The organism is Streptomyces bikiniensis (genome assembly GCF_000716625.1).
In the GTDB taxonomy this organism is placed as follows: domain Bacteria; phylum Actinomycetota; class Actinomycetes; order Streptomycetales; family Streptomycetaceae; genus Streptomyces; species Streptomyces bikiniensis.
Map to the genome: position 1 here is coordinate 66445 of NZ_JNXJ01000002.1, position 22322 is coordinate 88766.

A 22322-nucleotide genomic window follows, 5' to 3' on the forward strand; every position below is an offset into this window, starting at 1 on the left:
CACGCGCGTCGCGTACGGCCGCCCCGGAGACGATCTGAGTCCGCCGTGCTCCCCGTCAGGCCCCGGGAGTCCCCGGGGTGCCGCCGCCGTCGTCCGGAGTGGTCGGATCCGGACGCTCGGGCAGCTCCGCGGCGAACGCCGCCGCGGCCTGGACCAGGGGGAGCGCGAGCAGTGCCCCGGTTCCCTCGCCCACATGGACGCCGTGGTCGAGCAGCGGGTTGAGCGCCATCCTGTCCAGCGCCTTCGCCTGCGCCGGCTCGCCGCTCACCTGGCCCGCCAGCCACCAGTCCGGCGCCCGGAACGCCGCCCGCTGCGCCACCAGCGCGCAGGCCGCCCCCACGACACCGTCCAGGATCACCGGCATCCGCCGCACCGACGCCTGGAGCAGGAAGCCGGTCATCGCCGCCAGGTCCGCGCCGCCGACCGCCGCGAGCAGCGCCGACTGGTCGCCGAGGACCGGCCGGGCCCGCCGCAGCGCGTCCCGGACCGCCGCGCACTTGCGCATCCACGCCAGGTCGTCGATCCCGGCGCCGCCCCGCCCGGTCACCACCGAGGCGTCCGTCCCGCACAGGGCCGCGACCAGGGTCGACGCCGGGGTCGTGCCGCCGACGCTCAGGTCCCCGAGCACCACCAGATCGGTGCCCGAGTCCGCCTCCTCGTCCGCGATCGCGATGCCGAGCCGGACGGCGGCCTCGGCCTCCTCGGACGTCAGCGCGTCCTCCACGTCGATCCGGCCGCTGCCGCGCCGGACCCGGTGCCGTACGACCTCGGCGGGCAGCAGCTCCGGGTCGCAGTCCAGACCGGCGTCCACGACCCGTACCGGCACGTTCATCGAGCGGGCGAGGACGGCCACCGGGCTCGCCCCGTCCAGGACCGCCCGCACCAGCTCGTGCGCGGTGCCGGCCCGGCGCCCCGACACGTCCAGCGAGGCCACCCCGTGGTCGCCCGCGAACAGGACGACCTTCGGCTGCTCGATCGCCCGCACCTTCACCGAGGCCTGCGCGGCGGACAGCCACTCGCCCAGCTCGTCGAGGCGTCCGAGCGCCCCCGGCGGCACCGCGAGCCGCTCCCGGCGCTCCTCGGCGTCACGCCGTATCCCCCCGTCGGGGCGCTCGATCAGATCGGAGAAGTCGTCCAGGTTCACGGTTCCGCCTTGAGACACATCAGCCAGGGCCATCGGTGATCGCACCCTACCCGCGCAGTACGAGCGCCTGCCCCGCGACCACGAGCACCACCTGCTCGCACTCGTCCGCGAAGGACGCGTTCAGCCGGCCCAGTTCGTCCCGGAAGCGGCGCCCCGCCGCCGTCGCGGGCACCACGCCCGAGCCGACCTCGTTCGTCACCGCCACCACCGTGCGGCGCGTCGCCCGCACCGCCGCCACCAGCTCCGCCGTCCGCTCCCGCAGCGCCTTCTCCCCGCCGTCCGCCCAGACCCCGTCGTCCCAGGCGCCCACCTCGTCCATGGCGTGCGTCAGCCACAGCGACAGGCAGTCGACGAGCAGCGCGGGCCCGTCCTCCGCGAGCAGGGGCACGAGGTCGCAGGTCTCGGCGGTACGCCACGAGGCCGGCCGCCGCTCCCGGTGCAGGCCCACCCGCTGGGCCCACTCCGGATCCCCCTCCCTGCTCCCTCCGGTCGCCACGTACAGCACCTCGGGGAAGGTTTCGAGCCGCCGCTCGGCCTCCACCGACTTCCCCGACCGGGCCCCGCCGGTCACCAGGGTCCGCCGGGGCACGTCCGGCACCTCGTGGTACTCGCCCGCGTACAGCGTCGTCCCGTCCGGCACCGCCCGCGCCCCCGCCGCCGCGAGCCGCCGGTCCAGCTCGGCGCCCGCCGGCGCGTCGTGGTCCAGGTGCACCGCGACCACGTCCGTGGCCGGGCCGACGGCCCCGGCCGCCCGCAGCCGGGCCAGCCCGTCCGGACGGCCCGTCACATCGGCCACCACCACGTCGTACGGCGCCCGGTGCTCCTCGCCCAGCCCGGCCGGGGCGCCGCCCGGCGGCAGGTAGAGCAGCCGCTCGCCGTCCGCCGAGGTCACCTCGTACCCGGTGCCGGGGGAGTCCATCGCCACCGCCCGCACCCGGTGTCCGCTGATGAGCGTCAACTCGCGTCCGTCCGGCACCCGCCCGGCGGTCGGCAGTCCGGCGGGCAGCTCCACGGCCGGTCCGTCGTGCGGATGCGTGAGCAGCACCTGTCGCACGCCCACGAGCGAGTGCCCCGACCGGGCCGCCGCGAGGGCCGCCCCCGGGGTCAGATCGAGCAGCAGGGCCCCGTCCACGAGCAGCGCGGTCGCGGCACGCGCGCGCGGCCCCCGGGAGAGCGCGCACACGGCGCAGGGGCAGTCGGGACGGGGGAGGCCGAGCGGGGCGCCGGTGCCGAGCAGAGTCAGTTCCACCCTCAGATCCTCCCGCGCCGCCGCGAGGCGTGCGCGCCCGGCTACGCTGCGGGCAGGAAACCGATCATCCGGTGAGCGCCAGGAGGCGGACATGGCATGGACGTGGCGGTTCGAGAAGTCCGACGGCACCGAGGTCGAGCCGGTGGTGACACCCGAGGAGTTCACCACCCAGGGCGACGCGGAGAGCTGGATCGGAGAGCACTGGCGTGACCTCCTGGGCGGCGGCGCCGACCAGGTCACCCTCTCGGAGGACGGCACGAAGATCTACGGCCCGATGCCCCTGAACGCGGAGGGCTAGGGCACCCGGCGACCGGGGAGTGCGGGGCTCCGTCACGGAGCCCCGCACCCCTCCGGCCCCGGGGCCGGAGGGCCGTGCTCCTTCGGGTCCCGGGAGCGAGCCGCCCGGCGGTCGCTCCGGCCGGAGGGCCCGCCGGGACGCGCCCGCGCGGCGGTCCGGCCGAAGGCCGGGCGTCCCGACGGGCCTTCGCCCGTCACATCTCGCCCAGCGTGACCTCCGTCTTCTCCGTCTCCGTGCCCCGCACGTACGTCACCTGGACCTTCTCGCCCGGCTTCCGCGAGGCCAGGGCCTCCGACAGGGAGGTGATCGTGGTGATGTCCGCGTCGCCGATCCGCGTGATCACGTCGCCCGGCTTCAGGCCCGCCCTGCCCGCCGCGCCGCTCGCCGGAGCCTCGACCACCGCGACGCCCGCCGGCTCGTAGTCGTCGTCCAGGACCGTGCGCCCGGTGATGTTCAGGGCCGCCCGGCCCGAGTCCGTCACCTTGCCGTCCTTGATGATCTGGTCCGCGACCGTCCGCACCATCGACGCCGGGATGGCGAAGCCGATGCCGGGCGCCGAGCCGCCGCCCAGCTCCGGGTCGGACGCCGCGAGCGTCGGGATGCCGACGACCTCGCTGTCGAGGTTCACCAGCGCGCCCCCGCTGTTCCCCGGGTTGATCGCGGCCGAGGTCTGCACCATGTTCCCGATGGTCGCGCCCGTGCCGCCGCCGGCCCGCCCCTCGCTGACCGTCCGGCCGGTGGCCGAGACGATGCCCTGGGTCACGCTGCCGGAGAGCCCGAGCGGGGAGCCCATCGCCAGCACGATCTGCCCCATGTCGACGGCGGACGAGTCCCCGAACCGCGCCGCCCTGAGCCCCTGCGGCACGCTCTCCAGGCGGATCACGGCGAGGTCCTGCTCGGGGTACGAGGCGACGAGCCGCGCCGTCACCGGCTGCCCGCCGGTCGCCGCCGTCACCTTGAAGCTCTTCTCCTGGCCGACCACGTGCGCGTTGGTGACGACGTGCCCCTTGGCGTCGTAGACGACCCCCGAGCCGAGGCTGTTCGCCGCGTCGATCTGCACGACCGACGGCAGGACGTCCTTGATGACGGCCCGGTAGTCGTCCTCCAGCTCGTTCGCGGAGCGCGGCGCCGCCGCCTGGGTCGAGCGCTCGGGCCCGGCGCCCCCGGCGGAGGAGCAGCCCGCGACGAGCGCGGCGGCACAGGCCCCGGCGGCCAGGGGGAGGAGGAGCCGACGGGTACGGACACGGGTGCGGGATACGTCCATGTCCGGAGTATCCGTTCCGTCCCCGCCCGGGGCCCGGCGAGCGCACCCGATCAGGGGGCCGCCCTCCCCGCGCGTCCCGCTACCCCCGCACCCCGCACAGGTGCAGCAGCGCCGCTATCCGCCGGTACGGGTCCGTGCGCCCCGCCCGCTCCTCGGCGGCGAACAGCCGGTCCAGCTCGTCGGCGGCCGGCAGGCCCACCTCGGCCGGGACGCCGTCCGTGAAGACCCGCACCCCGTACCAGGCGTGCAGCGGCGCCGCGATCCCCGCCAGCGTCGCCGTGAGCGCGTCGAGCCGGTCGGCCCGCACCTTCACCCCGCCGTCGTCGGCGTAGACGTCCGAGTCGAAGCCCGCGAGCGCCCCCGCCCAGTCCCCGGCGAGCCCCGGCCGCATGGCCAGGGCGTCGGCGTTCCGCACCACCAGGGAGAGCAGGCCCCCGGGGGCCAGCATCCGGGCCAGGCCCGCCAGCAGCGCGTCCGGCTCGTCCGCGTACATGAGCACGCCGTGGCAGAGGACCACGTCGAAGCTGCCGGGCAGGAAGTGCACCCCGGTCTCGCGCCCGTCGCCCTCGATCATCCGGACCCGCTCGCGGATCCCGGCGGGCTCCGTGGCCAGCGAGTCGCGGGCCGCCTTCAGGAGGTCGGGATCGGCTTCGAGGCCGGTCACGGTGTGACCGGCCCTGGCCAGACGCAGGGCCTGCGCGCCCTGCCCCATCCCCGCGTCGAGGATCCGCAGCCGCTGCCCCACTGGGTACCGGGCGGTTATCTGCTCGTCGAGCTGACGGGCGACGATCTCGTGGCGGATGGTGTCGCGCAGCCCGCCGGCCCCGGCGGGCCAGTGCGTGACGACGGGCAGCACGGGACCCGCCGCCTCCGACGCGGCCCCGTCGAAAGCGGGCCCGCCCCACTCCGAGTGGTCGGTGCTCAGGGCCGCTCTCCGCGCTTGACCTGCGGCTTCGGAAGCCGCAGTCGGCGCATCTGGAGCGTACGCATCAGACCGTAGGCCACGGCTCCGCGCTTCGGCTCGTTCGGGAAGCGGGCGTTGAGCTGCTTCCGGAGGCGGATCCAGATGCCGATCGAGTCGATGACGATCATGATGATCACGCCGAGCCAGAGCAGCAGCGAGATGTTCTGCAGCGCCCGGTTGGTGTTGCCGAACAGCGACAGGACGAGGATCACCACGGCCATCGGCAGGAAGAACTCGGCGATCGCGAACCGCGAGTCCACGAAGTCGCGGACGAAGCGGCGCACCGGCCCCTTGTCGCGGGCCGGCAGGTAGCGCTCGTCGCCGCTGGCCAGGGCCTCGCGCTGACGGGCCAGGTCCGAGCGGCGTGCCTCGCGCTGGCGCTTGGCGGCCTCCTTGCGGTCGAGCGGCACCGTCGAGGCGCGGCGGCGCTGGGACTGCGCCTCGCTCCGCTTCGGCGTCGGGCGGCCCTTGGGGGCCTCGGGGTCGCGGGGCTGCTGGGTGGAGAGGTCCGCCGTCACCTTGTCGGTGGGGGCCTTCTCGTCCTTCGAACGGCTACGGAACACAAAACCCAAGGGTACGGGGTGGCGGGCATGAACCCCATGCCGGGCGGGAACGATCCGCTAACGGACTGCGTCTTGGGCGGTACGTACGGGGGACGGCCACGGGTTTCCCCGGACTCCGTCTACTCCCTGCGCGGGAGGGGACGCCGCACGCAGTCGTCCTTGGGGAGGAGCGCATCCCGCCCCGAACAGTGCGGTAATGGAGTCGGGGCCCGTACTGTGGACCTTGTTGGAGAGCTGGAGCCGAGTCCGTCAGAAGGGGGCGCGCGAAGCCCATGAGCGGTGTCATGAAGCGTATGGGGATGATCTTCCGCGCGAAGGCGAACAAGGCCCTTGACCGGGCCGAGGATCCGCGCGAGACGCTCGACTACTCCTACCAGAAGCAGCTGGAGCTGCTGCAGAAGGTGCGCCGGGGCGTCGCCGACGTCGCCACCTCCCGCAAGCGGCTCGAACTCCAGCTGAACCAGCTGCAGGGGCAGTCCGCCAAGCTGGAGGACCAGGGCCGCAAGGCGCTGGCGCTCGGCCGCGAGGACCTGGCGCGCGAGGCGCTGTCCCGCAGGGCCGCGCTCCAGCAGCAGGTCAGCGACCTGGAGGTGCAGCACCAGACGCTCCAGGGCGAGGAGGAGAAGCTCACCCTCGCCGCCCAGCGTCTCCAGGCCAAGGTCGACGCCTTCCGCACCAAGAAGGAGACGATCAAGGCGACCTACACGGCGGCCCAGGCCCAGACCCGGATCGCGGAGTCCTTCTCCGGCATCTCGGAGGAGATGAGCGACGTCGGCCTGGCGATCCAGCGGGCCGAGGACAAGACCGCCCAGCTCCAGGCGCGCGCCGGCGCGATCGACGAGCTGCTCGCCTCGGGCGCCCTGGACGACCAGTCCGGGCTCGCGAAGGACGACATCCAGGCGGAGCTGGACCGGCTCTCCGGCGGTACGGACGTCGAGCTGGAGCTCCAGCGGATGAAGGCCGAGCTGGCCGGCGGCCCGTCGGCGCAGCAGCAGGCGATCGAGGGCGGCAACGGCGCGGCGGCGCCGCAGCACCAGAACCAGCAGCAGTCCCACCCGCGCTTCGAGAAGTAGCCCTCGGCTCTCCGCCGGAACCGGAAGGAACAGGACGCGTCATGATCGTACGGATCATGGGGGAGGGCCAGTGGAAGCTGGCCGACAGCCACTTCGGCGAGCTGAACGTGCTCGACGACGAACTGCTCGCGGAGATGGAGAACGGCGACACGGACGGCTTCCGGCGGACGCTCGGCGCCCTCCTCGACGCCGTCCGCCGCCTCGGCGAGCCGCTCCCGGACGACGTCCTGGAGCCGTCGGAACTGATCCTCCCGGCTCCGGACGCCGGCCTCGAAGAGGTCAGGAAGATGCTCACCGACGACGGCCTCATCCCCGGCTGACCCCGCCACCACCGATCCGCCGCGAAGGTCCCGGCCCCCAGGGGCGCGGGACCTTCGCGCTGTCGGGGGCCCGGGGCGCGCGCCCCGCAACCGGACCGGCGGCCTCCGCCCCGTACCGTTGCCTCCCGTGACCTCCACCGGATCCGCCGCCGGCGCGCTCTCCCTCCGGCGGCTCGTCGACTGGTTCCGGACGCATCCGCTCGCCTTCGACGCGACGCTCGCGTTCGCCGTGCTCGTCTGCATGGTCGCCGGGTCGTTCACCGACCCGCACGGCAGCCCGAACGGGCCCACCTTCGGCGACCGCGCGCCCGACGCGTACAGCGTGCTGCTCATGGCCGCCGGGGCCGCCGCCCTGGTGCGCCGCCGCCGCGAGCCCTTCGTCGTGCTCGGCCTCACCGTGGCGTTCACCCTCGTCGAGCTGGTCGACGACAGCAGGCCCGCGCCCATCGCCATGAGCGCCGTCGTCGCGCTCTGCACGGTCGCCGCCCGCACCGACCGGCCCACCACCTGGCGGGTCGGCCTCGCCACCATGACGGTGCTCACCGCCGCGGCCATGGTCTTCGGCCCGACCCCCTGGTACGCGCAGGAGAACCTCGGCATCTTCGCCTGGACCGGCATGGCCGCCGCCGCAGGGGACGCCGTCCGCAGCCGGCGGGCCTTCGTGGACGCCATCCGGGAGCGCGCCGAACGCGCCGAGCGCACCCGCGAGGAGGAGGCCCGGCGCCGGGTCGCGGAGGAGCGGCTGCGGATCGCCCGCGACCTCCACGACGTCGTCGCCCACCACATCGCCCTGGTGAACGTCCAGGCCGGAGTCGCCGCCCACCTCATGGAGAAGCGCCCCGACCAGGCCAAGGAGGCCCTCGCGCACGTCCGCGAGGCCGGTCGCTCCGCCCTGGACGAGCTGCGCGCCACCGTCGGCCTGCTGCGCCAGTCCGGCGACCCGGAGGCCCCCACCGAGCCCGCCCCCGGCCTCGCCGTCCTCGACGGACTGCTCGACAGCTTCCGCAAGGCCGGCCTCCCGGTCGCCCTGGCCCGCGCCGACGGCGACGGGCCGCTGCCCGCCGCCGTCGACCTGGCCGCGTACCGGATCGTGCAGGAGGCCCTGACCAACGTGCGCAAGCACGCCGGGCCGGACGCCGAGGCCGAGGTCAGCGTCGTGCGGGTGGGCCGTACGGTCGAGATCACCGTCCTCGACAACGGCGCCTCCCCGGCCGCCCCGGACGGGGCCCCGACCGGCGGCCACGGACTGCTCGGCATGCGCGAGCGGGTCGGCGCGCTCGGCGGCACCCTGACCGCCGCACCCCGCTACGGCGGCGGCTTCCGCGTACAGGCGATACTGCCCGTGGCCCCCCGCACGGGGGAGGGGGAGGACACATGACGATCCGGGTGCTGCTCGCCGACGACCAGACCCTGCTGCGCAGCGCCTTCAGGGTCCTGGTCGACTCCGAACCCGACATGCGGGTCGTCGGCGAGGCGCCCGACGGCGCCCGGGCCGTCGAGCTGGCCCGCACCGAACGGCCCGACGTCGTCCTGATGGACATCCGCATGCCGGGCACCGACGGCCTCGCCGCCACCCGCGCGATCACCGCCGACCCCGACCTCTCCGGCGTGCGGATCGTCATGCTGACCACCTTCGAGGTCGACGAGTACGTCGTGCAGTCGCTGCGCGCCGGCGCCTCCGGCTTCCTCGGCAAGGGCGCCGAACCGGAGGAGCTGCTCGGCGCGATCCGGATCGCCCACGCCGGCGAGGCGCTGCTCTCCCCGGCCGCCACCAAGGGCCTGATCGCCACCTTCCTCGCCCAGGGCGCCCACGACGGCGGCGCGGGCGCCGGGGCGCGCTCCGAACGCCTCGCCGCGCTCACCGCCCGCGAGCGCGAGGTCCTCGTCCTCGTCGCGGGCGGCCTGTCCAACGACGAGATCGCCCACCGGCTCGACGTCAGCCCCCTCACCGTGAAGACCCACGTCAACCGGACCATGGCCAAGCTCGGCGCCCGCGACCGGGCCCAGCTGGTGGTCACGGCCTACGAGTCGGGGCTGGTACGCCCGAGGGGGGAGTGACCCGGGGCGCGGGCGTACTCCGGACGCGGTACGCGCGGCGTGAGGAAGTGCGCCCGGGGGCCGAGGTTTTCCGGCGGCGGATGGCCGATCGTATGACGGGGGCGTCCCGGGCCGGTCGAAGGCCGGGACGGGGCCGCTCCCGACCGCCGACGCGTACGCCACGGAAGAGAGAACCCCATCCCATGTCCTGGCTGTCCAGATTCAGCCTCGCGCAACGGGCCCTGATCGGGCTGACGTCCCTCGTCGCGATCGTCTTCGGGGCGATCGCGATACCGCAGCTCAAGCAGCAGCTCCTCCCCTCGATCGAGCTGCCCATGGTCTCGGTCCTCGCCCCCTACCAGGGCGCCTCTCCCGACGTGGTCGAGAAGCAGGTCGTCGAACCCCTCGAGAACGGCCTGAAGGGCGTCGACGGCCTCACGTCGGTCACCTCCACCGCCTCCGAGGGCATGGCCCTCGTCACGGCCTCCTTCGACTACGGCGACGAGTCGACCAAGCAGCTCGTCGCCGACGTCCAGCAGGCCGTGAACCGCGCCCGCGCCCAGCTCCCCGACACGGTCGACCCGCAGGTCGTGGCCGGCTCGACGGACGACATGCCGACCGTCGTCCTCGCCGCCTCCTCCGACAAGGACCCGCAGGCCCTCGCGGACCTCCTCGACCGGACCGTCGTGCCCGCCCTCCAGGACATCGAGGGCGTCGGCCAGGTCTCCGTCAGCGGCGTCCAGGACCTCCAGGTCTCCGTCACCCCCGACGAGCGGAAGCTCGCCGCCGCCGGCACCAGCACCACGAAGCTCGCCGAGGCCCTGCGCTCCGGCGGCGGCACGATGCCCGCCGGCTCCTTCACCGAGGACGGCAGGAGCCGCACGATCCAGGTCGGCGGCGGCTACACCTCCCTGAAGCAGATCGAGGACCTGCGCATCCCGGCGGCCGCCCCCGGCAAGGGGAAGGCGGTCCGCCTCGGCGACGTGGCCACCGTCCGCCAGGAGGAGTCCCCGCGCACCTCCCTGACCCGCACCAACGGCAGGCCCAGCCTCGCCGTCATGGCCACCATGGACAAGGACGGCAGCGCCGTCGCCATCTCCGACGCCGTCGCCGAGAAGCTGCCCGACCTGCGCCGCGACCTCGGCGCGGGCGCCGAGCTGACCGTCGTCTCCGACCAGGGCCCGGCCGTCGCCAAGGCCGTCTCCGGCCTCACCACCGAGGGCGCCCTCGGCCTCGTCATGGCCGTCCTGGTGATCCTGGTCTTCCTCACCTCGGTCCGCTCGACCCTGGTGACCGCGGTCTCCATCCCGCTCTCGGTCGTCCTCGCCCTCCTCGTGCTGTGGACCCGCGACCTCTCGCTCAACATGCTCACGCTCGGCGCGCTCACCATCGCCATCGGCCGGGTCGTCGACGACTCGATCGTGGTCCTGGAGAACGTCAAGCGCCACCTCGGCTACGGCGAGGAGCGCCGGGAGGCGATCCTCACCGCGGTCCGCGAGGTGGCCGGCGCCGTCACCTCCTCCACCCTCACCACCGTGGCCGTCTTCCTGCCGATCGGCTTGGTCGGCGGCATCGTCGGCGAGATGTTCAGCCCCTTCTCGCTGACGGTCACGGCGGCCCTGCTCGCCTCCCTGCTCGTCTCCCTGACCGTCGTCCCGGTCCTCTCGTACTGGTTCCTGCGCGCCCCCCAGGGCACGCCGGAGGACCTGGCGGAGGCCCGCAGGCGGGCCGAGGAGGCGGAGGAGAAGAGCCGCCTCCAGCGCCTGTACGTGCCGGTCCTGCGGTTCGCGACCCGGCGCCGGCTCGCCAGCCTGGGCATCGCGCTCGCCGTCCTGGTCGTCACCTTCGGCATGACCCCGCTCCTGAAGACGAGCTTCTTCGACCAGGGCGAGCAGGAGGTCCTGAGCATCAAGCAGAAGCTGGCGCCCGGCACCTCCCTGAGCGCCTCCGACGAGGCCGCGAAGAAGGTCGAGAAGGTCCTCGCGGAGACCGAGGGCGTCAAGGACTACCAGGTCACCGTCGGCTCGTCCGGCTTCATGGCGGCCTTCGGCGGCGGCACCGGCGCGAACCAGGCCTCGTACCAGGTCAGCCTGGAGGAGTCCGCCTCGTACGAGAAGACGCGGCACGCCATCGAGAAGGGGCTCGCCGGCCTCGACGGGATCGGCGACACCACCCTCGCGGCCGGCGACGGCTTCGGCGGCCAGGACCTGAGCGTGGTCGTCAAGGCGGCCGACCCGCGGGTGCTCGCGCAGGCCGCCGAGCAGGTCCGGACCGCGGTCGCCGGGATCGAGGGCGTCACCGACGTCCGGAGCGACCTCTCGCAGTCCGTCCCGCGCGTCTCCGTCACGGCGAAGCCCGCCGCGGCCGACGCCGGCCTCGACCCCGCCTCGCTCGGCACGGTCGTCGCCCAGGCCGTCCGGGGCACCCCGGCCGCCAAGGCGACCCTCGACGACACCGAGCGGGACGTCCTCATCACCTCGGCGAAGCCCGTCACCACCCTGGCCGGGCTGAGGGCGCTGCCCCTCGGCCCGGTGCGGCTCGGTGACGTCGCCACCGTCGAGCTGGTCCCCGGCCCGGTCTCCATGACCCGGATCGACGGCGCCCGCGCCGCGACGGTCACGGCCAGGCCGGCCGGCGACGACACCGGGGCGGTGAGCGCCGCCCTCCAGCAGAAGATCGACGCGCTCGACCTGCCGGCGGGCGCCACCGCCACCGTCGGCGGCGTCAGCGAGGACCTGAACGAGACCCTGCTCAACATGGCCCTGGCGATGCTCGCGGCCGTCGCGATCGTCTTCATGCTGCTCGTCGCGACCTTCCGGTCGCTGATCCAGCCGCTGATCCTGCTGGTCTCGATCCCGTTCGCGGCGACCGGCGCGATCGGTCTGCTCGTGGCCACCGACACCGCGATGGGCGTCCCGGCGATGATCGGCATGCTGATGCTCATCGGCATCGTCGTCACCAACGCGATCGTCCTGATCGACCTGATCAACCAGTACCGCGCGCGGGGCCTCGGCGTCGTCGAGGCGGTGGTCGAGGGCGGCCGGCACCGGCTCCGCCCGATCCTGATGACCGCCCTGGCGACGATCTTCGCCCTGCTGCCGATGGCCCTCGGCATCACCGGCGAGGGCGGCTTCATCGCCCAGCCGCTGGCCGTGGTCGTGATCGGCGGTCTGATCACCTCGACGCTGCTGACCCTGCTCCTCGTCCCGACGCTCTACGCGGTGGTGGAGCTCCGCAAGGAGCGCCGCGCGAAGCGGAAGGCGGAGAAGCGGGCGGGGAAGAAGAAGGCGAAGGACGACGACACGGCGCACAACCCGGAGCAGCCGGACGTCTCGCCGCTGGACGCGACCCTGCTGAACCTCCTGGACTGAGGCCGGCACGTACGAAGGGCGCCCCGCTCGTGTCGCGGGGCGCCCTTCGGCGTGCGTACGGGAGTACGGGTGAATCGTTACGGCAGCGCCAGCATCCGCTCGAGCGCCAGCTTCGCGAAGCCCTCCGTCTCCTTGTCGACCTCGATCCGGTTGATCAGCTTGCCGTCGGCCAGGGACTCCAGGGCCCACACCAGGTGCGGCAGGTCGATGCGGTTCATGGTCGAGCAGAAGCAGACCGTCTTGTCGAGGAAGACGATCTCCTTGCCCTGGTCGGCGTACCGGTTCGCCAGGCGCCGGACGAGGTTCAGCTCCGTGCCGATCGCCCACGTGGAACCGGCCGGGGCCGCCTCCAGGGTGTTGATGATGTACTCGGTCGAGCCCACGTAGTCCGCGGCGGCGACGACCTCGTGCCGGCACTCGGGGTGCACGAGCACGTTCACGCCGGGGATGCGGGCCCGTACGTCCTCGACCGACTCCAGCGAGAACCGGCCGTGCACCGAGCAGTGGCCCCGCCACAGGATCATCTTGGCGGCGCGCAGCTGCTCGACGGTGAGGCCGCCGTTCGGCTTGTGCGGGTTGTACAGGACGCAGTCGTCCGGGGACATGCCCATGTCGCGGACGGCGGTGTTGCGGCCCAGGTGCTGGTCCGGCAGGAACAGCACCTTCGTCGTGCCGGGCTCCCCCTGCTCGAACGCCCAGTTCAGGGCCCGCTCGGCGTTGGACGAGGTGCAGATCGTGCCCCCGTGCCTGCCGGTGAAGGCCTTGATGTCGGCCGAGGAGTTCATGTACGAGACGGGCACGACCTGCTCGGCGATCCCGGCCTCGGTCAGCACGTCCCAGCACTCGGCGACCTGCTCGGCGGTGGCCATGTCGGCCATCGAGCAGCCGGCCGCCAGGTCGGGCAGGACGACCTTCTGGTCGTCACCGGTGAGGATGTCGGCCGACTCCGCCATGAAGTGCACGCCGCAGAAGACGATGTACTCAGCCTCCGGCTTGGCGGCCGCGTCGCGCGCGAGCTTGAAGGAGTCGCCGGTGACGTCGGCGAACTGGATGACCTCGTCGCGCTGGTAGTGGTGGCCGAGGACGAAGACCTTGTCCCCGAGCTTCTCCTTGGCCGCGCGGGCGCGTTCCACGAGGTCGGGGTCGGAGGGCGACGGCAGATCGCCGGGGCACTCCACGCCGCGCTCGCTCTTCGGGTCCGCCTCGCGGCCGAGCAGGAGGAGGGCGAGCGGCGTCGGCTGGACGTCGAGCTCATGACGGGTTTGGGCCGTGGTCACGTCACGCACCCTTTCTTCGGGGAACCTTTTCGTCTAAATGACGCTATCTATCATAACCCCTTCACGTCATGTTGACGATGGCCATAGTGTCGATGTGACGAATTCGCCTTCCACGCTTCTGGACAGGGTGTGCGAGCATGAAAGGAGGAAAACCCCACGCGGCCCGGAATGAATCCGGGGCACCGTCGGTTACCACCGTCGGCAAGCAGTCTCCGTACACACCGGGAGAGAAGCAGATGTCCGTATCGGACGAGAAGACCACTGTCAGCGACGGCATCCTCCTGTCCGACGCCGCCGCGGCCAAGGTCAAGGCCCTCCTCGACCAGGAAGGCCGCGATGACCTGGCCCTGCGCGTCGCCGTTCAGCCCGGCGGCTGCTCCGGCCTGCGTTACCAGCTCTTCTTCGACGAGCGCTCGCTCGACGGCGACGTCGTGAAGGACTTCGACGGCGTCAAGGTCGTCACCGACCGCATGAGCGCCCCGTACCTCGGCGGTGCCTCGATCGACTTCGTCGACACCATCGAGAAGCAGGGCTTCACCATCGACAACCCGAACGCCACGGGCTCCTGCGCCTGCGGCGACTCGTTCAGCTGAGTCGTACGCGTGAGGGCGGGCCCCGGATCTCCTTCCGGGGCCCGCCCTCACGCGTGTCCGGGCCCGCGCCCGTACGGGGAGTTCAGCGGCGCGGCACCGCCTCGCCGCTCGCCGCGTCCACCACCGGCCGCGAGCCGAGCGGGGCGTCCAGGGTCACCGTCTTCACGACCTCCACGGCCATGGCGACGCACATCCGGTCCGGGTCGGGCGTGGACTCCTCGATCCGCAGGGCGACCCGCTCGGGGGTCTGCTCCGCCCTCACCTCGTACGTGCTGCACACCCCGCCCCAGAAGGCGACCGTCAGCGTCCGGCCGTCGTCCCCCGTCCTGTACGACTGGACCTGCCGGGCCGGCGCCGTGCCCTCCTCGGACGACGGCGGCGGGGTCGTCACCGGCGGCGCCAGGTACCGCTCCTCGACCGCCGTGCGCACCACCGTGTGCGGTGCCGCGTCCGCCGGGTCCGCGGTGAACAGCCACGCCGGTACGAGCAGCCGCTCGCCGTCCACGTCCTGCGCGGCGAGCCCGAAGACCGCGCCCGTCACCGGCACCTCGACCGGCGGGGCGGTCCGGTCGGCGGACGGCTGACAGGGCGGCACGGGCTCGCCCGCGGGCTTCCCGGCACTCGGAACCCCGTCCGTCCCGGCGCCCGGCCCGTCCGTCCCCTGCTTCCCGGCACCCGGCACGTCGGCCGTCCCCGGCTTCCCCGCACTCGGCACGTCCGCCGTCCCCGGCCTCCCGGAACCCGGCACCCCGGCGCCCGGGGCCTCCGCGCCCGGCCGCTCCCCGTGCGGGACGGGCGTGGCGCAGCCGCCGATGCCGATCGGGCCCGTGCCCTTCGAGTCCTCGTTCAGCTCCTCCAGGGCCTTCGCCGCCCCCACCACGGGGTACGCGGCGCCCTCGGCCGGCTCCTTCAGCATCCCGCTGCCGCCGGAGATCCGGCCGTCCGGCTCGACGTGCAGCCCCGTCGACCAACCGTAGGTCGGCAGGCCGCTCACCACCGGCTCGGCGTTGACCACCCGTACGGACCCGTTCATCACCTGACCGGCGGTCACCTTCGCGTCGTCCTGGCCGAGCGCCTTCAGGACGGGGGCCGCCGCCGCCCTCGCCGCCGCCTCGCCCACCGGCGAGCCGCCGCGCGAGGGCTTGGTCTCGCCGGGCGGCGGGCACGCCTTGCCCTTGAGGCAGGTGTCGCCGACCGGACCGCCCTCGTACCAGGAGTACGTCCAGTTCCCCGGCGCCTTCCGCGCCACGTCGAGGCGCGGCCCGGAGCCGTCCTTCTCGGGCGCGATCGACCAGACGTCGCCGGCCAGGACGGGGCGCCCGGAGAGGCCGAGCGCATCGGCCAGCCTGGTCACCTCCGCCGAGGTGACCAGGCCCTCAGGCCGGTGGACCGCGGCCGAGGAGGGCCCTTGGGGGAGTGGGCCCTTGGCTTTGTAGACGGTCCCGCGCGGACCGCCGCCCGGGTCGGGCTCGCCGGGCGCGATCCCGGCACCGCCGTCCGTACCGCCGTCGCTCCCCAGGCGCAGGGGCGACGGGGCCCCGGCCGCGCCGGCGGACCGGCTCGCGCCGTCCGCGCCGTCGCCGGACGCCGCGGTGGCGAGGTACACCCCGCCGCCCCCGGCGAGCAGCACGCCCGCCGCCACCGAGGCGGCGAGCAGCGTCCGCCGCCTCCGACCGTTCTCCGTACCGCTCACGGCTCAGCTCCTTCGGCCCTTGGTCATCTCCGTGGAAGACACCGGTGGGACGGAGCGGGAGCCCGGACGGTTCCGTCAGCCGCCGTACTCGGCGGTGGCGTCGATCAGCCGGGCCGAGGCGGCCGGCACGACGACCCCGTTGATCAGGGCGGGGGAGACCGGAGCGGACTCCGGGGCCAGGGGGACCGCCCAGTGCGGGGCCATCCGGGCGCCGTCGCCGCGCAGCTGCGCGAGGCTCAGCTCGGACTCGTGTCGCTCCCGGGGAGCGGGGTAGAGACTCATGGGCGCACCGTACGCACCACGAGCCCACGGAGAAAAGACCTACTCTGGGGTAGTTTCCCCTGTTCGGCAGGGCGGCCCCCAGCGGGTAGCGTGAACTGTCATTACCGCCTTCCCGCAGGAGCACCCGCCGTGCGCATCGCAGTCACCGGCTCCATCGCCACCGACCACCTCATGACCTTCCCCGGCCGGTTCGCCGACCAGTTCGTGGCCGACCAGCTCCACACGGTGTCCCTCTCCTTCCTCGTCGACAACCTGGACGTGCGCCGGGGAGGCGTCGCGGCCAACATCTGCTTCGGCATGGGACAGCTCGGCAGCCGCCCGGTCCTGGTGGGCGCCGCCGGCTTCGACTTCGACGAGTACCGGGCCTGGCTCGACCGGCACGGCGTCGACACCGGCTCGGTCCGCATCTCCGAGGTCCTGCACACCGCCCGCTTCGTCTGCACCACCGACCGGGACCACAACCAGATCGGCTCCTTCTACACGGGCGCGATGAGCGAGGCCCGGCTGATCGAGCTCAAGGCCGTCGCCGACCGCGTGGGCGGCCTCGACCTGGTCCTGATCGGCGCCGACGACCCCGAGGCGATGCTCCGCCACACCGAGGAGTGCCGCACCCGCTCCATCCCCTTCGCCGCGGACTTCTCGCAGCAGATCGCGCGCATGGACGGCCGGGAGATCCGCACCCTCCTCGACGGCGCCACCTACCTCTTCTCCAACGAGTACGAGAAGGGCCTCATCGAGTCCAAGACGGGCTGGACCGACGCGGAGATCCTCTCCCGCGTCGGCCACCGCGTCACCACCCTCGGCTCGCGCGGCGTGCGCATCGAGCGGGTCGGCGAGGACCCGATCGAGGTCGGCTGCCCCGAGGAGACGGCCAAGGTCGACCCGACCGGCGTCGGCGACGCCTTCCGGGCCGGCTTCCTCACCGGTCTGGCCTGGGGCGTCGGCCACGAGCGCGCCGCGCAGGTCGGCTGCATGCTGGCCACGCTCGTCATCGAGACCCTGGGCACCCAGGAGTACACCCTGGGCCGGGCCAACTTCATGGAGCGCTTCACCAAGGCGTACGGCGACGAGGCCGCCGCCGAGGTCCACGCCCACCTGGCCTGACACCCGCCCCCGCCGGGCCCGGGACCTCCCGGGCCCGTGCGGTCAGGACGTCCGCCGCACCACGTACGCCCGGCCGCCCTCCGGCGCGTCCTCCTCGCCCACGTACTCCTGGTCCCGCATCGCGCACCACGCCGGGATGTCCAGGCGGGCCGCCTCGTCGTCCGCGAGGACCGTCACCGTGCCGCCCACCGGGACGTCGCCGATCACCTTCGCCAGCTCGATCACCGGGATCGGGCAGCGCCGGCCCAGCGCGTCCACGACCAGGGAGCCGGGACCGGCCGCCGGGGCCGCGGCCGGGGCGGCCGGGACGCCGAGCCGTTCCCGCACCCCCGCCACCACCCCCGGCAGCACGTCGAGGAAGCGGTCCACGTCCTCCTCCGCCGTGCCGGCCGGCAGGGACACCCGGACGTTCCCCTCGCTCAGCACTCCCATCGCGCGCAGCACATGGCTGGGCGTCAGCGTCGAACTCGTGCACGACGAACCGGACGAAACGGAGAAACCCTCCCGGTCCAGCTCGTGCAGCAGCGTCTCCCCGTCGACATAGAGACAGGAGAAGGTGACGAGGTGGGGAAGCCGGCGCACCGGGTCGCCCACCACCTCCACGTCCGGCACCAGCTCCGGCACCCGCGCCCGGATCCGGTCCACCAGGGCCCGGAGCCGCGCCCCCTCGGCCGCCGCCTCCGCCCGGACCGCCCGCAGCGAGGCCGCCGCCGCCACGATCGCCGGCAGGTTCTCGAAGCCCGGGGCCCGGCCCGACTCCCGCTCGTCCGACGGTCCTTGCGGAGCGAACCGCACCCCCTTCCGCACGGCGAGCAGCCCCACCCCCGCCGGACCGCCCCACTTGTGCGCGCTCGCCGCGAGCAGCGACCAGCCGCCCTCCACCGGACCCCAGCCGAGCGACTGGGCCGCGTCCACCAGCAGCGGCACGCCCACCCCCCGGCAGGCCTCCGCCACCTCGGCCACCGGCTGCTCGGTCCCCACCTCGTGGTTGGCCGACTGGAGGCACGCGAGCGCCGTCCCCTCCCCGAGCGCCGCCGCGAAGGCCCCGGCGTCCACCGCCCCCGACCGGTCGACCGGCACCTCGGCCACCGTCCCGCCCGCCGCCGCGTGCACCTCGGCCGCGTGCAGGACGGAGGAGTGCTCGACCGCCGACACCACGAGCCGGTTCCCGACGCGCCGGCGGCCCGCGAGCGCTCCGGAGACCCCCGCGTGAACCGCGCGCGTACCCGAAGGAGTGAACACGAGCTCGTCGGCGCGGCAGCCCACCGCCTCCGCCGCGGCCTCCCGCGCCGCGTCGAGCAGCAGCCGGGCCCGCCGCCCCTCGCGGTACAGCCGGGCGGGGTCGGCCCAGCCCTCGTCCAGGGAGGCGAGCAGCGCCTGGCGGGCGACGGGGTGCAGCGGGGCGGCGGACGCGGCGTCGAAGTACGGCATCCGCCCACCGTAGAACGTGCGCGGCCCCGCCCCCGGGCGCACCCCCGCCCGGGCCCGTACGCCCGCGCGTCCCCGCCCGTGCCTCCCCGTACGGCCCGCCGTACGGCCTGCCCGCACCGGCCGCGCCCCGCCTCCGCACCGGGCGCGCCCTCCCCGGCCCCGGCGTGTCGCCCGCCCCGTCCGGTGAACCCTCGTCAGAACACCCGTCCGGCCCGTCGCCAGGCCCCCGGACGGGCCTTCCCCGCCTCCCTCCGGAACCCCCGGCTCCACCCCTTCGGGGAGTCGGACGGCGCGTTGGGCACCCTCCCCGCGCGACCCCAAATAGCGTCCAGTAGGGTTTGGTCCGCATAAACATCCAAACCCCTGCCCGCGGCCGGGGCGGCGACCGACCAGCGAGACGGACGGCCGTGGCCGACCAACGCGGGCCGAGACTCTCGGGAAGGCGCTACGTGAGTCCCAACGGCTCCGACCGCTCGTCGCGGCGCCCGATGCGGCGGAAGCTGCCGCAGGTGCTGACTGCGGGCCTGATCCTGGCGACAGCCACCGGCTGCTCGTACAACTGGGAAGACTTCCCCCGCCTTGGTATGCCCACCCCCGTCACGGAGGAGGCTCCTCGGATCCTCTCCCTGTGGCAGGGCTCCTGGGCGGCCGCCCTCGTCACCGGTGTACTGGTGTGGGGCCTGATCCTGTGGTCCGTCATCTTCCACCGGCGCACCCGCACCAAGGTCGAGGTACCTCCGCAGACCCGTTACAACATGCCCATCGAGGCGCTGTACACGGTCACCCCCCTCATCATCGTCTCGGTGCTCTTCTACTTCACCGCGCGCGACGAGTCGAAGCTCCTGGAGCTCTCCGAAAAGCCGACCCACACCATCAACGTGGTCGGCTACCAGTGGAGCTGGGGCTTCAACTACATCGAGAACGTGCCCGGCGTGAAGGGCGACGCCAAGACGGACAAGAACCTGGAAACCGTGCCCGAGAGGTACAAGGTCCAGTTCCCGGACAACGCGGGCGGCGTCTACGACGCCGGCATCCCCGGTGACCGCAACCCGCAGACCGGCAACCCGGGTCCGACCCTGTGGCTGCCCAAGGGCGAGAAGGTCCGGTTCGTCCTGACCTCCCGCGACGTCATCCACTCCTTCTGGGTGGTCCCCTTCCTCATGAAGCAGGACGTCATCCCGGGCCACCCGAACGCCTTCGAGGTCACCCCGACCCAGGAGGGCACCTTCCTCGGCAAGTGCGCCGAGCTGTGCGGTGTGGACCACTCCCGGATGCTCTTCAACGTCAAGGTGGTCTCCCCGGAGCGCTACCAGCAGCACCTGAAGGAGCTGGCGGAGAAGGGGCAGACCGGCTACATCCCGTCCGGCATCGAGCAGACGGAACCGGCCAGGAACGCGGAGAAGAAGGTACTGTGAGTATCCTCAACGAACCCCAGGGTGCGGCTGCGGCTGAGGAGCCCTACGAGAACGAGGTTCCGCTCCGCCGCAAGCAGCCCGGCAACGTCGTCGTGAAGTGGCTGACCACCACCGACCACAAGACGATCGGCACGCTCTACCTGGTCACGTCGTTCGTCTTCTTCTGCATCGGCGGACTCATGGCGCTCTTCATGCGCGCCGAGCTGGCCCGTCCGGGTACGCAGATCATGTCGAACGAGCAGTTCAACCAGGCGTTCACGATGCACGGCACGATCATGCTGCTGATGTTCGCGACGCCGCTGTTCGCCGGATTCGCGAACTGGATCATGCCGCTGCAGATCGGCGCGCCCGACGTGGCGTTCCCGCGGCTGAACATGTTCGCGTACTGGCTCTACCTCTTCGGCTCGATCATCGCGGTGGCCGGCTTCCTCACCCCGCAGGGTGCGGCCGACTTCGGCTGGTTCGCCTACTCCCCGCTGTCGGACGCCGTCCGCTCGCCGGGCGTCGGCGCCGACATGTGGATCATGGGTCTGGCCTTCTCCGGCTTCGGCACGATCCTCGGCTCGGTCAACTTCATCACCACGATCATCTGCATGCGCGCTCCGGGCATGACGATGTTCCGCATGCCGATCTTCACCTGGAACGTGCTGCTGACCGGTGTCCTGGTCCTGCTCGCCTTCCCGGTCCTGGCGGCCGCGCTGTTCGCCCTGGAGGCGGACCGGAAGTTCGGTGCCCACGTCTTCGACGCGGCCAACGGCGGCGCCCTGCTCTGGCAGCACCTCTTCTGGTTCTTCGGACACCCAGAGGTGTACATCATCGCCCTGCCGTTCTTCGGCATCGTCTCCGAGATCATCCCGGTCTTCAGCCGCAAGCCGATGTTCGGCTACATCGGCCTGGTGGCCGCGACGATCGCCATCGCCGGTCTGTCCGTGACCGTGTGGGCGCACCACATGTACGTCACCGGCGGCGTGCTCCTCCCGTTCTTCTCCTTCATGACGTTCCTCATCGCCGTACCGACCGGCGTGAAGTTCTTCAACTGGATCGGAACGATGTGGAAGGGCTCGCTGTCCTTCGAGACACCGATGCTCTGGACGATCGGCTTCCTGATCACCTTCACCTTCGGTGGTCTGACCGGTGTCATCCTGGCCTCGCCCCCGATGGACTTCCACGTCTCCGACTCGTACTTCGTCGTGGCGCACTTCCACTACGTCGTCTTCGGCACCGTCGTCTTCGCGATGTTCGCCGGCTTCCACTTCTGGTGGCCGAAGTTCACCGGCAAGATGCTGGACGAGCGCCTCGGCAAGATGACGTTCTGGACGCTGTTCATCGGCTTCCACGGCACCTTCCTGGTGCAGCACTGGCTCGGTGCCGAGGGCATGCCGCGCCGTTACGCGGACTACCTGGACGCCGACGGCTTCACCGCCCTGAACACGATCTCGACGATCTCCTCCTTCCTGCTCGGCCTGTCGATCCTGCCGTTCTTCTACAACGTCTGGAAGACCGCCAAGTACGGCAAGAAGATCGAGGTCGACGACCCGTGGGGCTACGGCCGTTCGCTCGAATGGGCGACGTCCTGCCCGCCGCCGCGGCACAACTTCCTCACCCTGCCGCGCATCCGCTCGGAATCCCCGGCGTTCGACCTGCACCACCCTGAGATCGCCGCCCTCGACCAGCTCGAGAACAAGCCGCACGAGGCCGAGGCCCTCACGGGCAGCAAGGAGGCCGGCAAGTGAAGATCCAGGGCAAGATGTTCATCTGGCTGAGCGTCTTCATCCTTGCCATGGCGATCCTGTACGGCGTCTGGTCCAAGGAGCCGGTCGGCACGACGGCGCTCTTCCTGGCCTTCGGCCTGGCCATCATGATCGGCTACTACCTGGCCTTCACGGCCAAGCGGGTCGACGCGATGGCGCAGGACGACAAGGAGGCCGACGTCGCGGACGAGGCCGGCGAGCTGGGCTTCTTCGCCCCGCACAGCTGGCAGCCGCTCTCGCTCGCGGTCGGCGGCGCGCTCGCCTTCCTCGCCGTCGCGATGGGCTGGTGGATCCTGTACTTCTCCGCCCCGCTGATTCTCGTCGGCCTGTTCGGCTGGGTCTTCGAGTTCTACCGCGGCGAGAACCAGAACCAGTAGCCGCACCCCGCTCCGCACCGGAGCACACCGAGGGGCCCGGCCACTTCGTCACCGAAGTGGCCGGGCCCCTCGTTTGCCGCACTCGGCGCGCCCCCTCCGAGGGTTGTTCTTACGGT

The 22322-nt window shown here is 72.9% G+C and carries 20 protein-coding genes; 11 read left to right on the forward strand and 9 right to left on the reverse strand.

The genetic code is table 11. The annotated features are described in order from the left end of the window. Positions 1-55 precede the first annotated feature (55 nt). On the reverse strand, positions 56-1144 hold the full coding sequence (gene cobT / locus OO47_RS01545; RefSeq protein ID WP_030205732.1) for a nicotinate-nucleotide--dimethylbenzimidazole phosphoribosyltransferase: 1089 nt from the start codon (positions 1142-1144) through the stop codon (positions 56-58). Between the two features lie 46 nt (positions 1145-1190). Next, positions 1191-2393 (reverse strand): bifunctional adenosylcobinamide kinase/adenosylcobinamide-phosphate guanylyltransferase, encoded by a 1203-nt coding sequence (locus tag OO47_RS01550; protein ID WP_030205730.1) that lies wholly within the window; start codon positions 2391-2393, stop codon positions 1191-1193. Positions 2394-2484: 91 nt separating this feature from the next. Here OO47_RS01550 and OO47_RS01555 point away from each other — a divergent pair, with 91 nt between their 5' ends. Next, positions 2485-2691, forward strand: a complete 207-nt coding sequence (locus OO47_RS01555) for a hypothetical protein (protein WP_030205728.1) — start codon at positions 2485-2487, stop codon at positions 2689-2691. A 193-nt stretch (positions 2692-2884) separates the two neighbouring features. Here OO47_RS01555 and OO47_RS01560 read toward each other — a convergent pair whose 3' ends face one another. The 3 genes from OO47_RS01560 to OO47_RS01570 all read right to left on the reverse strand — a co-directional run bounded on the left by OO47_RS01560 (position 2885) and on the right by OO47_RS01570 (position 5482). Beyond that, complete coding sequence (locus OO47_RS01560) at positions 2885-3955, reverse strand: S1C family serine protease (protein ID WP_030205726.1); 1071 nt, start codon at positions 3953-3955, stop codon at positions 2885-2887. A gap of 79 nt (positions 3956-4034) precedes the next feature. Next, entirely contained in the window at positions 4035-4811 is a 777-nt protein-coding gene (locus OO47_RS01565; protein ID WP_078489432.1) for a class I SAM-dependent methyltransferase, read from the reverse strand. Between the two features lie 65 nt (positions 4812-4876). After that, positions 4877-5482, reverse strand: coding sequence for a DUF3043 domain-containing protein (locus tag OO47_RS01570; protein WP_030205724.1), 606 nt, complete (start codon positions 5480-5482; stop codon positions 4877-4879). Positions 5483-5754: 272 nt separating this feature from the next. Here OO47_RS01570 and OO47_RS01575 point away from each other — a divergent pair, with 272 nt between their 5' ends. From OO47_RS01575 to OO47_RS01595, 5 genes are all read left to right on the forward strand, one after another. After that, on the forward strand, positions 5755-6555 hold the full coding sequence (locus tag OO47_RS01575; protein WP_078489433.1) for a PspA/IM30 family protein: 801 nt from the start codon (positions 5755-5757) through the stop codon (positions 6553-6555). A 41-nt stretch (positions 6556-6596) separates the two neighbouring features. Next, positions 6597-6875 (forward strand): PspA-associated protein PspAA, encoded by a 279-nt coding sequence (gene pspAA, locus OO47_RS01580; protein WP_030205721.1) that lies wholly within the window; start codon positions 6597-6599, stop codon positions 6873-6875. A 127-nt stretch (positions 6876-7002) separates the two neighbouring features. Further along, on the forward strand, positions 7003-8253 hold the full coding sequence (locus OO47_RS01585; protein WP_030205718.1) for a sensor histidine kinase: 1251 nt from the start codon (positions 7003-7005) through the stop codon (positions 8251-8253). Further along, the gene (locus OO47_RS01590) at positions 8250-8933 is read left to right on the forward strand and encodes a response regulator (RefSeq protein WP_030205716.1); all 684 of its coding nucleotides are present in this window, start codon (positions 8250-8252) and stop codon (positions 8931-8933) included. The genes OO47_RS01585 and OO47_RS01590 overlap by 4 nt, the downstream gene beginning before the upstream one ends. Positions 8934-9115: 182 nt before the next feature. Continuing rightward, positions 9116-12283, forward strand: a complete 3168-nt coding sequence (locus tag OO47_RS01595) for an efflux RND transporter permease subunit (protein ID WP_030205714.1) — start codon at positions 9116-9118, stop codon at positions 12281-12283. Positions 12284-12360: 77 nt separating this feature from the next. Here the strand turns inward: OO47_RS01595 and nadA are convergent, their stop codons facing one another. Beyond that, complete coding sequence (nadA, locus tag OO47_RS01600) at positions 12361-13560, reverse strand: quinolinate synthase NadA (protein WP_030205713.1); 1200 nt, start codon at positions 13558-13560, stop codon at positions 12361-12363. Between the two features lie 236 nt (positions 13561-13796). Between nadA and OO47_RS01605 the strand changes: the two genes are divergently transcribed. After that, positions 13797-14153 (forward strand): HesB/IscA family protein, encoded by a 357-nt coding sequence (locus OO47_RS01605; protein ID WP_018848827.1) that lies wholly within the window; start codon positions 13797-13799, stop codon positions 14151-14153. Between the two features lie 82 nt (positions 14154-14235). Here OO47_RS01605 and OO47_RS01610 read toward each other — a convergent pair whose 3' ends face one another. Continuing rightward, the gene (locus OO47_RS01610; RefSeq protein WP_030205708.1) at positions 14236-15846 is read right to left on the reverse strand and encodes a hypothetical protein; all 1611 of its coding nucleotides are present in this window, start codon (positions 15844-15846) and stop codon (positions 14236-14238) included. A 75-nt stretch (positions 15847-15921) separates the two neighbouring features. Continuing rightward, positions 15922-16128 (reverse strand): hypothetical protein, encoded by a 207-nt coding sequence (locus tag OO47_RS01615; RefSeq protein ID WP_030205706.1) that lies wholly within the window; start codon positions 16126-16128, stop codon positions 15922-15924. Between the two features lie 129 nt (positions 16129-16257). Here OO47_RS01615 and OO47_RS01620 point away from each other — a divergent pair, with 129 nt between their 5' ends. Then, positions 16258-17232 (forward strand): carbohydrate kinase family protein, encoded by a 975-nt coding sequence (locus OO47_RS01620; RefSeq protein WP_030205703.1) that lies wholly within the window; start codon positions 16258-16260, stop codon positions 17230-17232. Between the two features lie 42 nt (positions 17233-17274). Here OO47_RS01620 and OO47_RS01625 read toward each other — a convergent pair whose 3' ends face one another. Then, entirely contained in the window at positions 17275-18663 is a 1389-nt protein-coding gene (locus tag OO47_RS01625; protein WP_030205701.1) for a cysteine desulfurase/sulfurtransferase TusA family protein, read from the reverse strand. Between the two features lie 449 nt (positions 18664-19112). Here OO47_RS01625 and ctaC point away from each other — a divergent pair, with 449 nt between their 5' ends. Genes ctaC through OO47_RS01640 form a run of 3 tightly spaced genes read left to right on the forward strand, consistent with a single transcriptional unit; the run spans position 19113 to position 22206 of the window. Then, positions 19113-20078: an aa3-type cytochrome oxidase subunit II gene (gene ctaC, locus OO47_RS01630; protein WP_030205700.1), complete on the forward strand. Its 966-nt coding sequence runs from the start codon at positions 19113-19115 to the stop codon at positions 20076-20078. Continuing rightward, the gene (gene ctaD, locus OO47_RS01635; RefSeq protein ID WP_030205699.1) at positions 20075-21811 is read left to right on the forward strand and encodes an aa3-type cytochrome oxidase subunit I; all 1737 of its coding nucleotides are present in this window, start codon (positions 20075-20077) and stop codon (positions 21809-21811) included. The genes ctaC and ctaD overlap by 4 nt, the downstream gene beginning before the upstream one ends. Then, positions 21808-22206, forward strand: a complete 399-nt coding sequence (locus tag OO47_RS01640; protein WP_030205698.1) for a cytochrome c oxidase subunit 4 — start codon at positions 21808-21810, stop codon at positions 22204-22206. The genes ctaD and OO47_RS01640 overlap by 4 nt, the downstream gene beginning before the upstream one ends. Positions 22207-22322 lie beyond the last annotated feature (116 nt).

Coding starts and splice junctions, on each gene's coding strand:
- OO47_RS01615 (WP_030205706.1), bottom strand. CDS start 16,128: ATGAGTCTCTACCCCGCTCCCCGGGAGCGACACGAGTCCGAGCTGAGC.
- pspAA (WP_030205721.1), top strand. CDS start 6,597: ATGATCGTACGGATCATGGGGGAGGGCCAGTGGAAGCTGGCCGACAGC.
- OO47_RS01555 (WP_030205728.1), top strand. CDS start 2,485: ATGGCATGGACGTGGCGGTTCGAGAAGTCCGACGGCACCGAGGTCGAG.
- OO47_RS01575 (WP_078489433.1), top strand. CDS start 5,755: ATGAGCGGTGTCATGAAGCGTATGGGGATGATCTTCCGCGCGAAGGCG.
- OO47_RS01625 (WP_030205701.1), bottom strand. CDS start 18,663: ATGCCGTACTTCGACGCCGCGTCCGCCGCCCCGCTGCACCCCGTCGCC.
- OO47_RS01560 (WP_030205726.1), bottom strand. CDS start 3,955: ATGGACGTATCCCGCACCCGTGTCCGTACCCGTCGGCTCCTCCTCCCC.
- OO47_RS01590 (WP_030205716.1), top strand. CDS start 8,250: ATGACGATCCGGGTGCTGCTCGCCGACGACCAGACCCTGCTGCGCAGC.
- OO47_RS01605 (WP_018848827.1), top strand. CDS start 13,797: ATGTCCGTATCGGACGAGAAGACCACTGTCAGCGACGGCATCCTCCTG.
- OO47_RS01595 (WP_030205714.1), top strand. CDS start 9,116: ATGTCCTGGCTGTCCAGATTCAGCCTCGCGCAACGGGCCCTGATCGGG.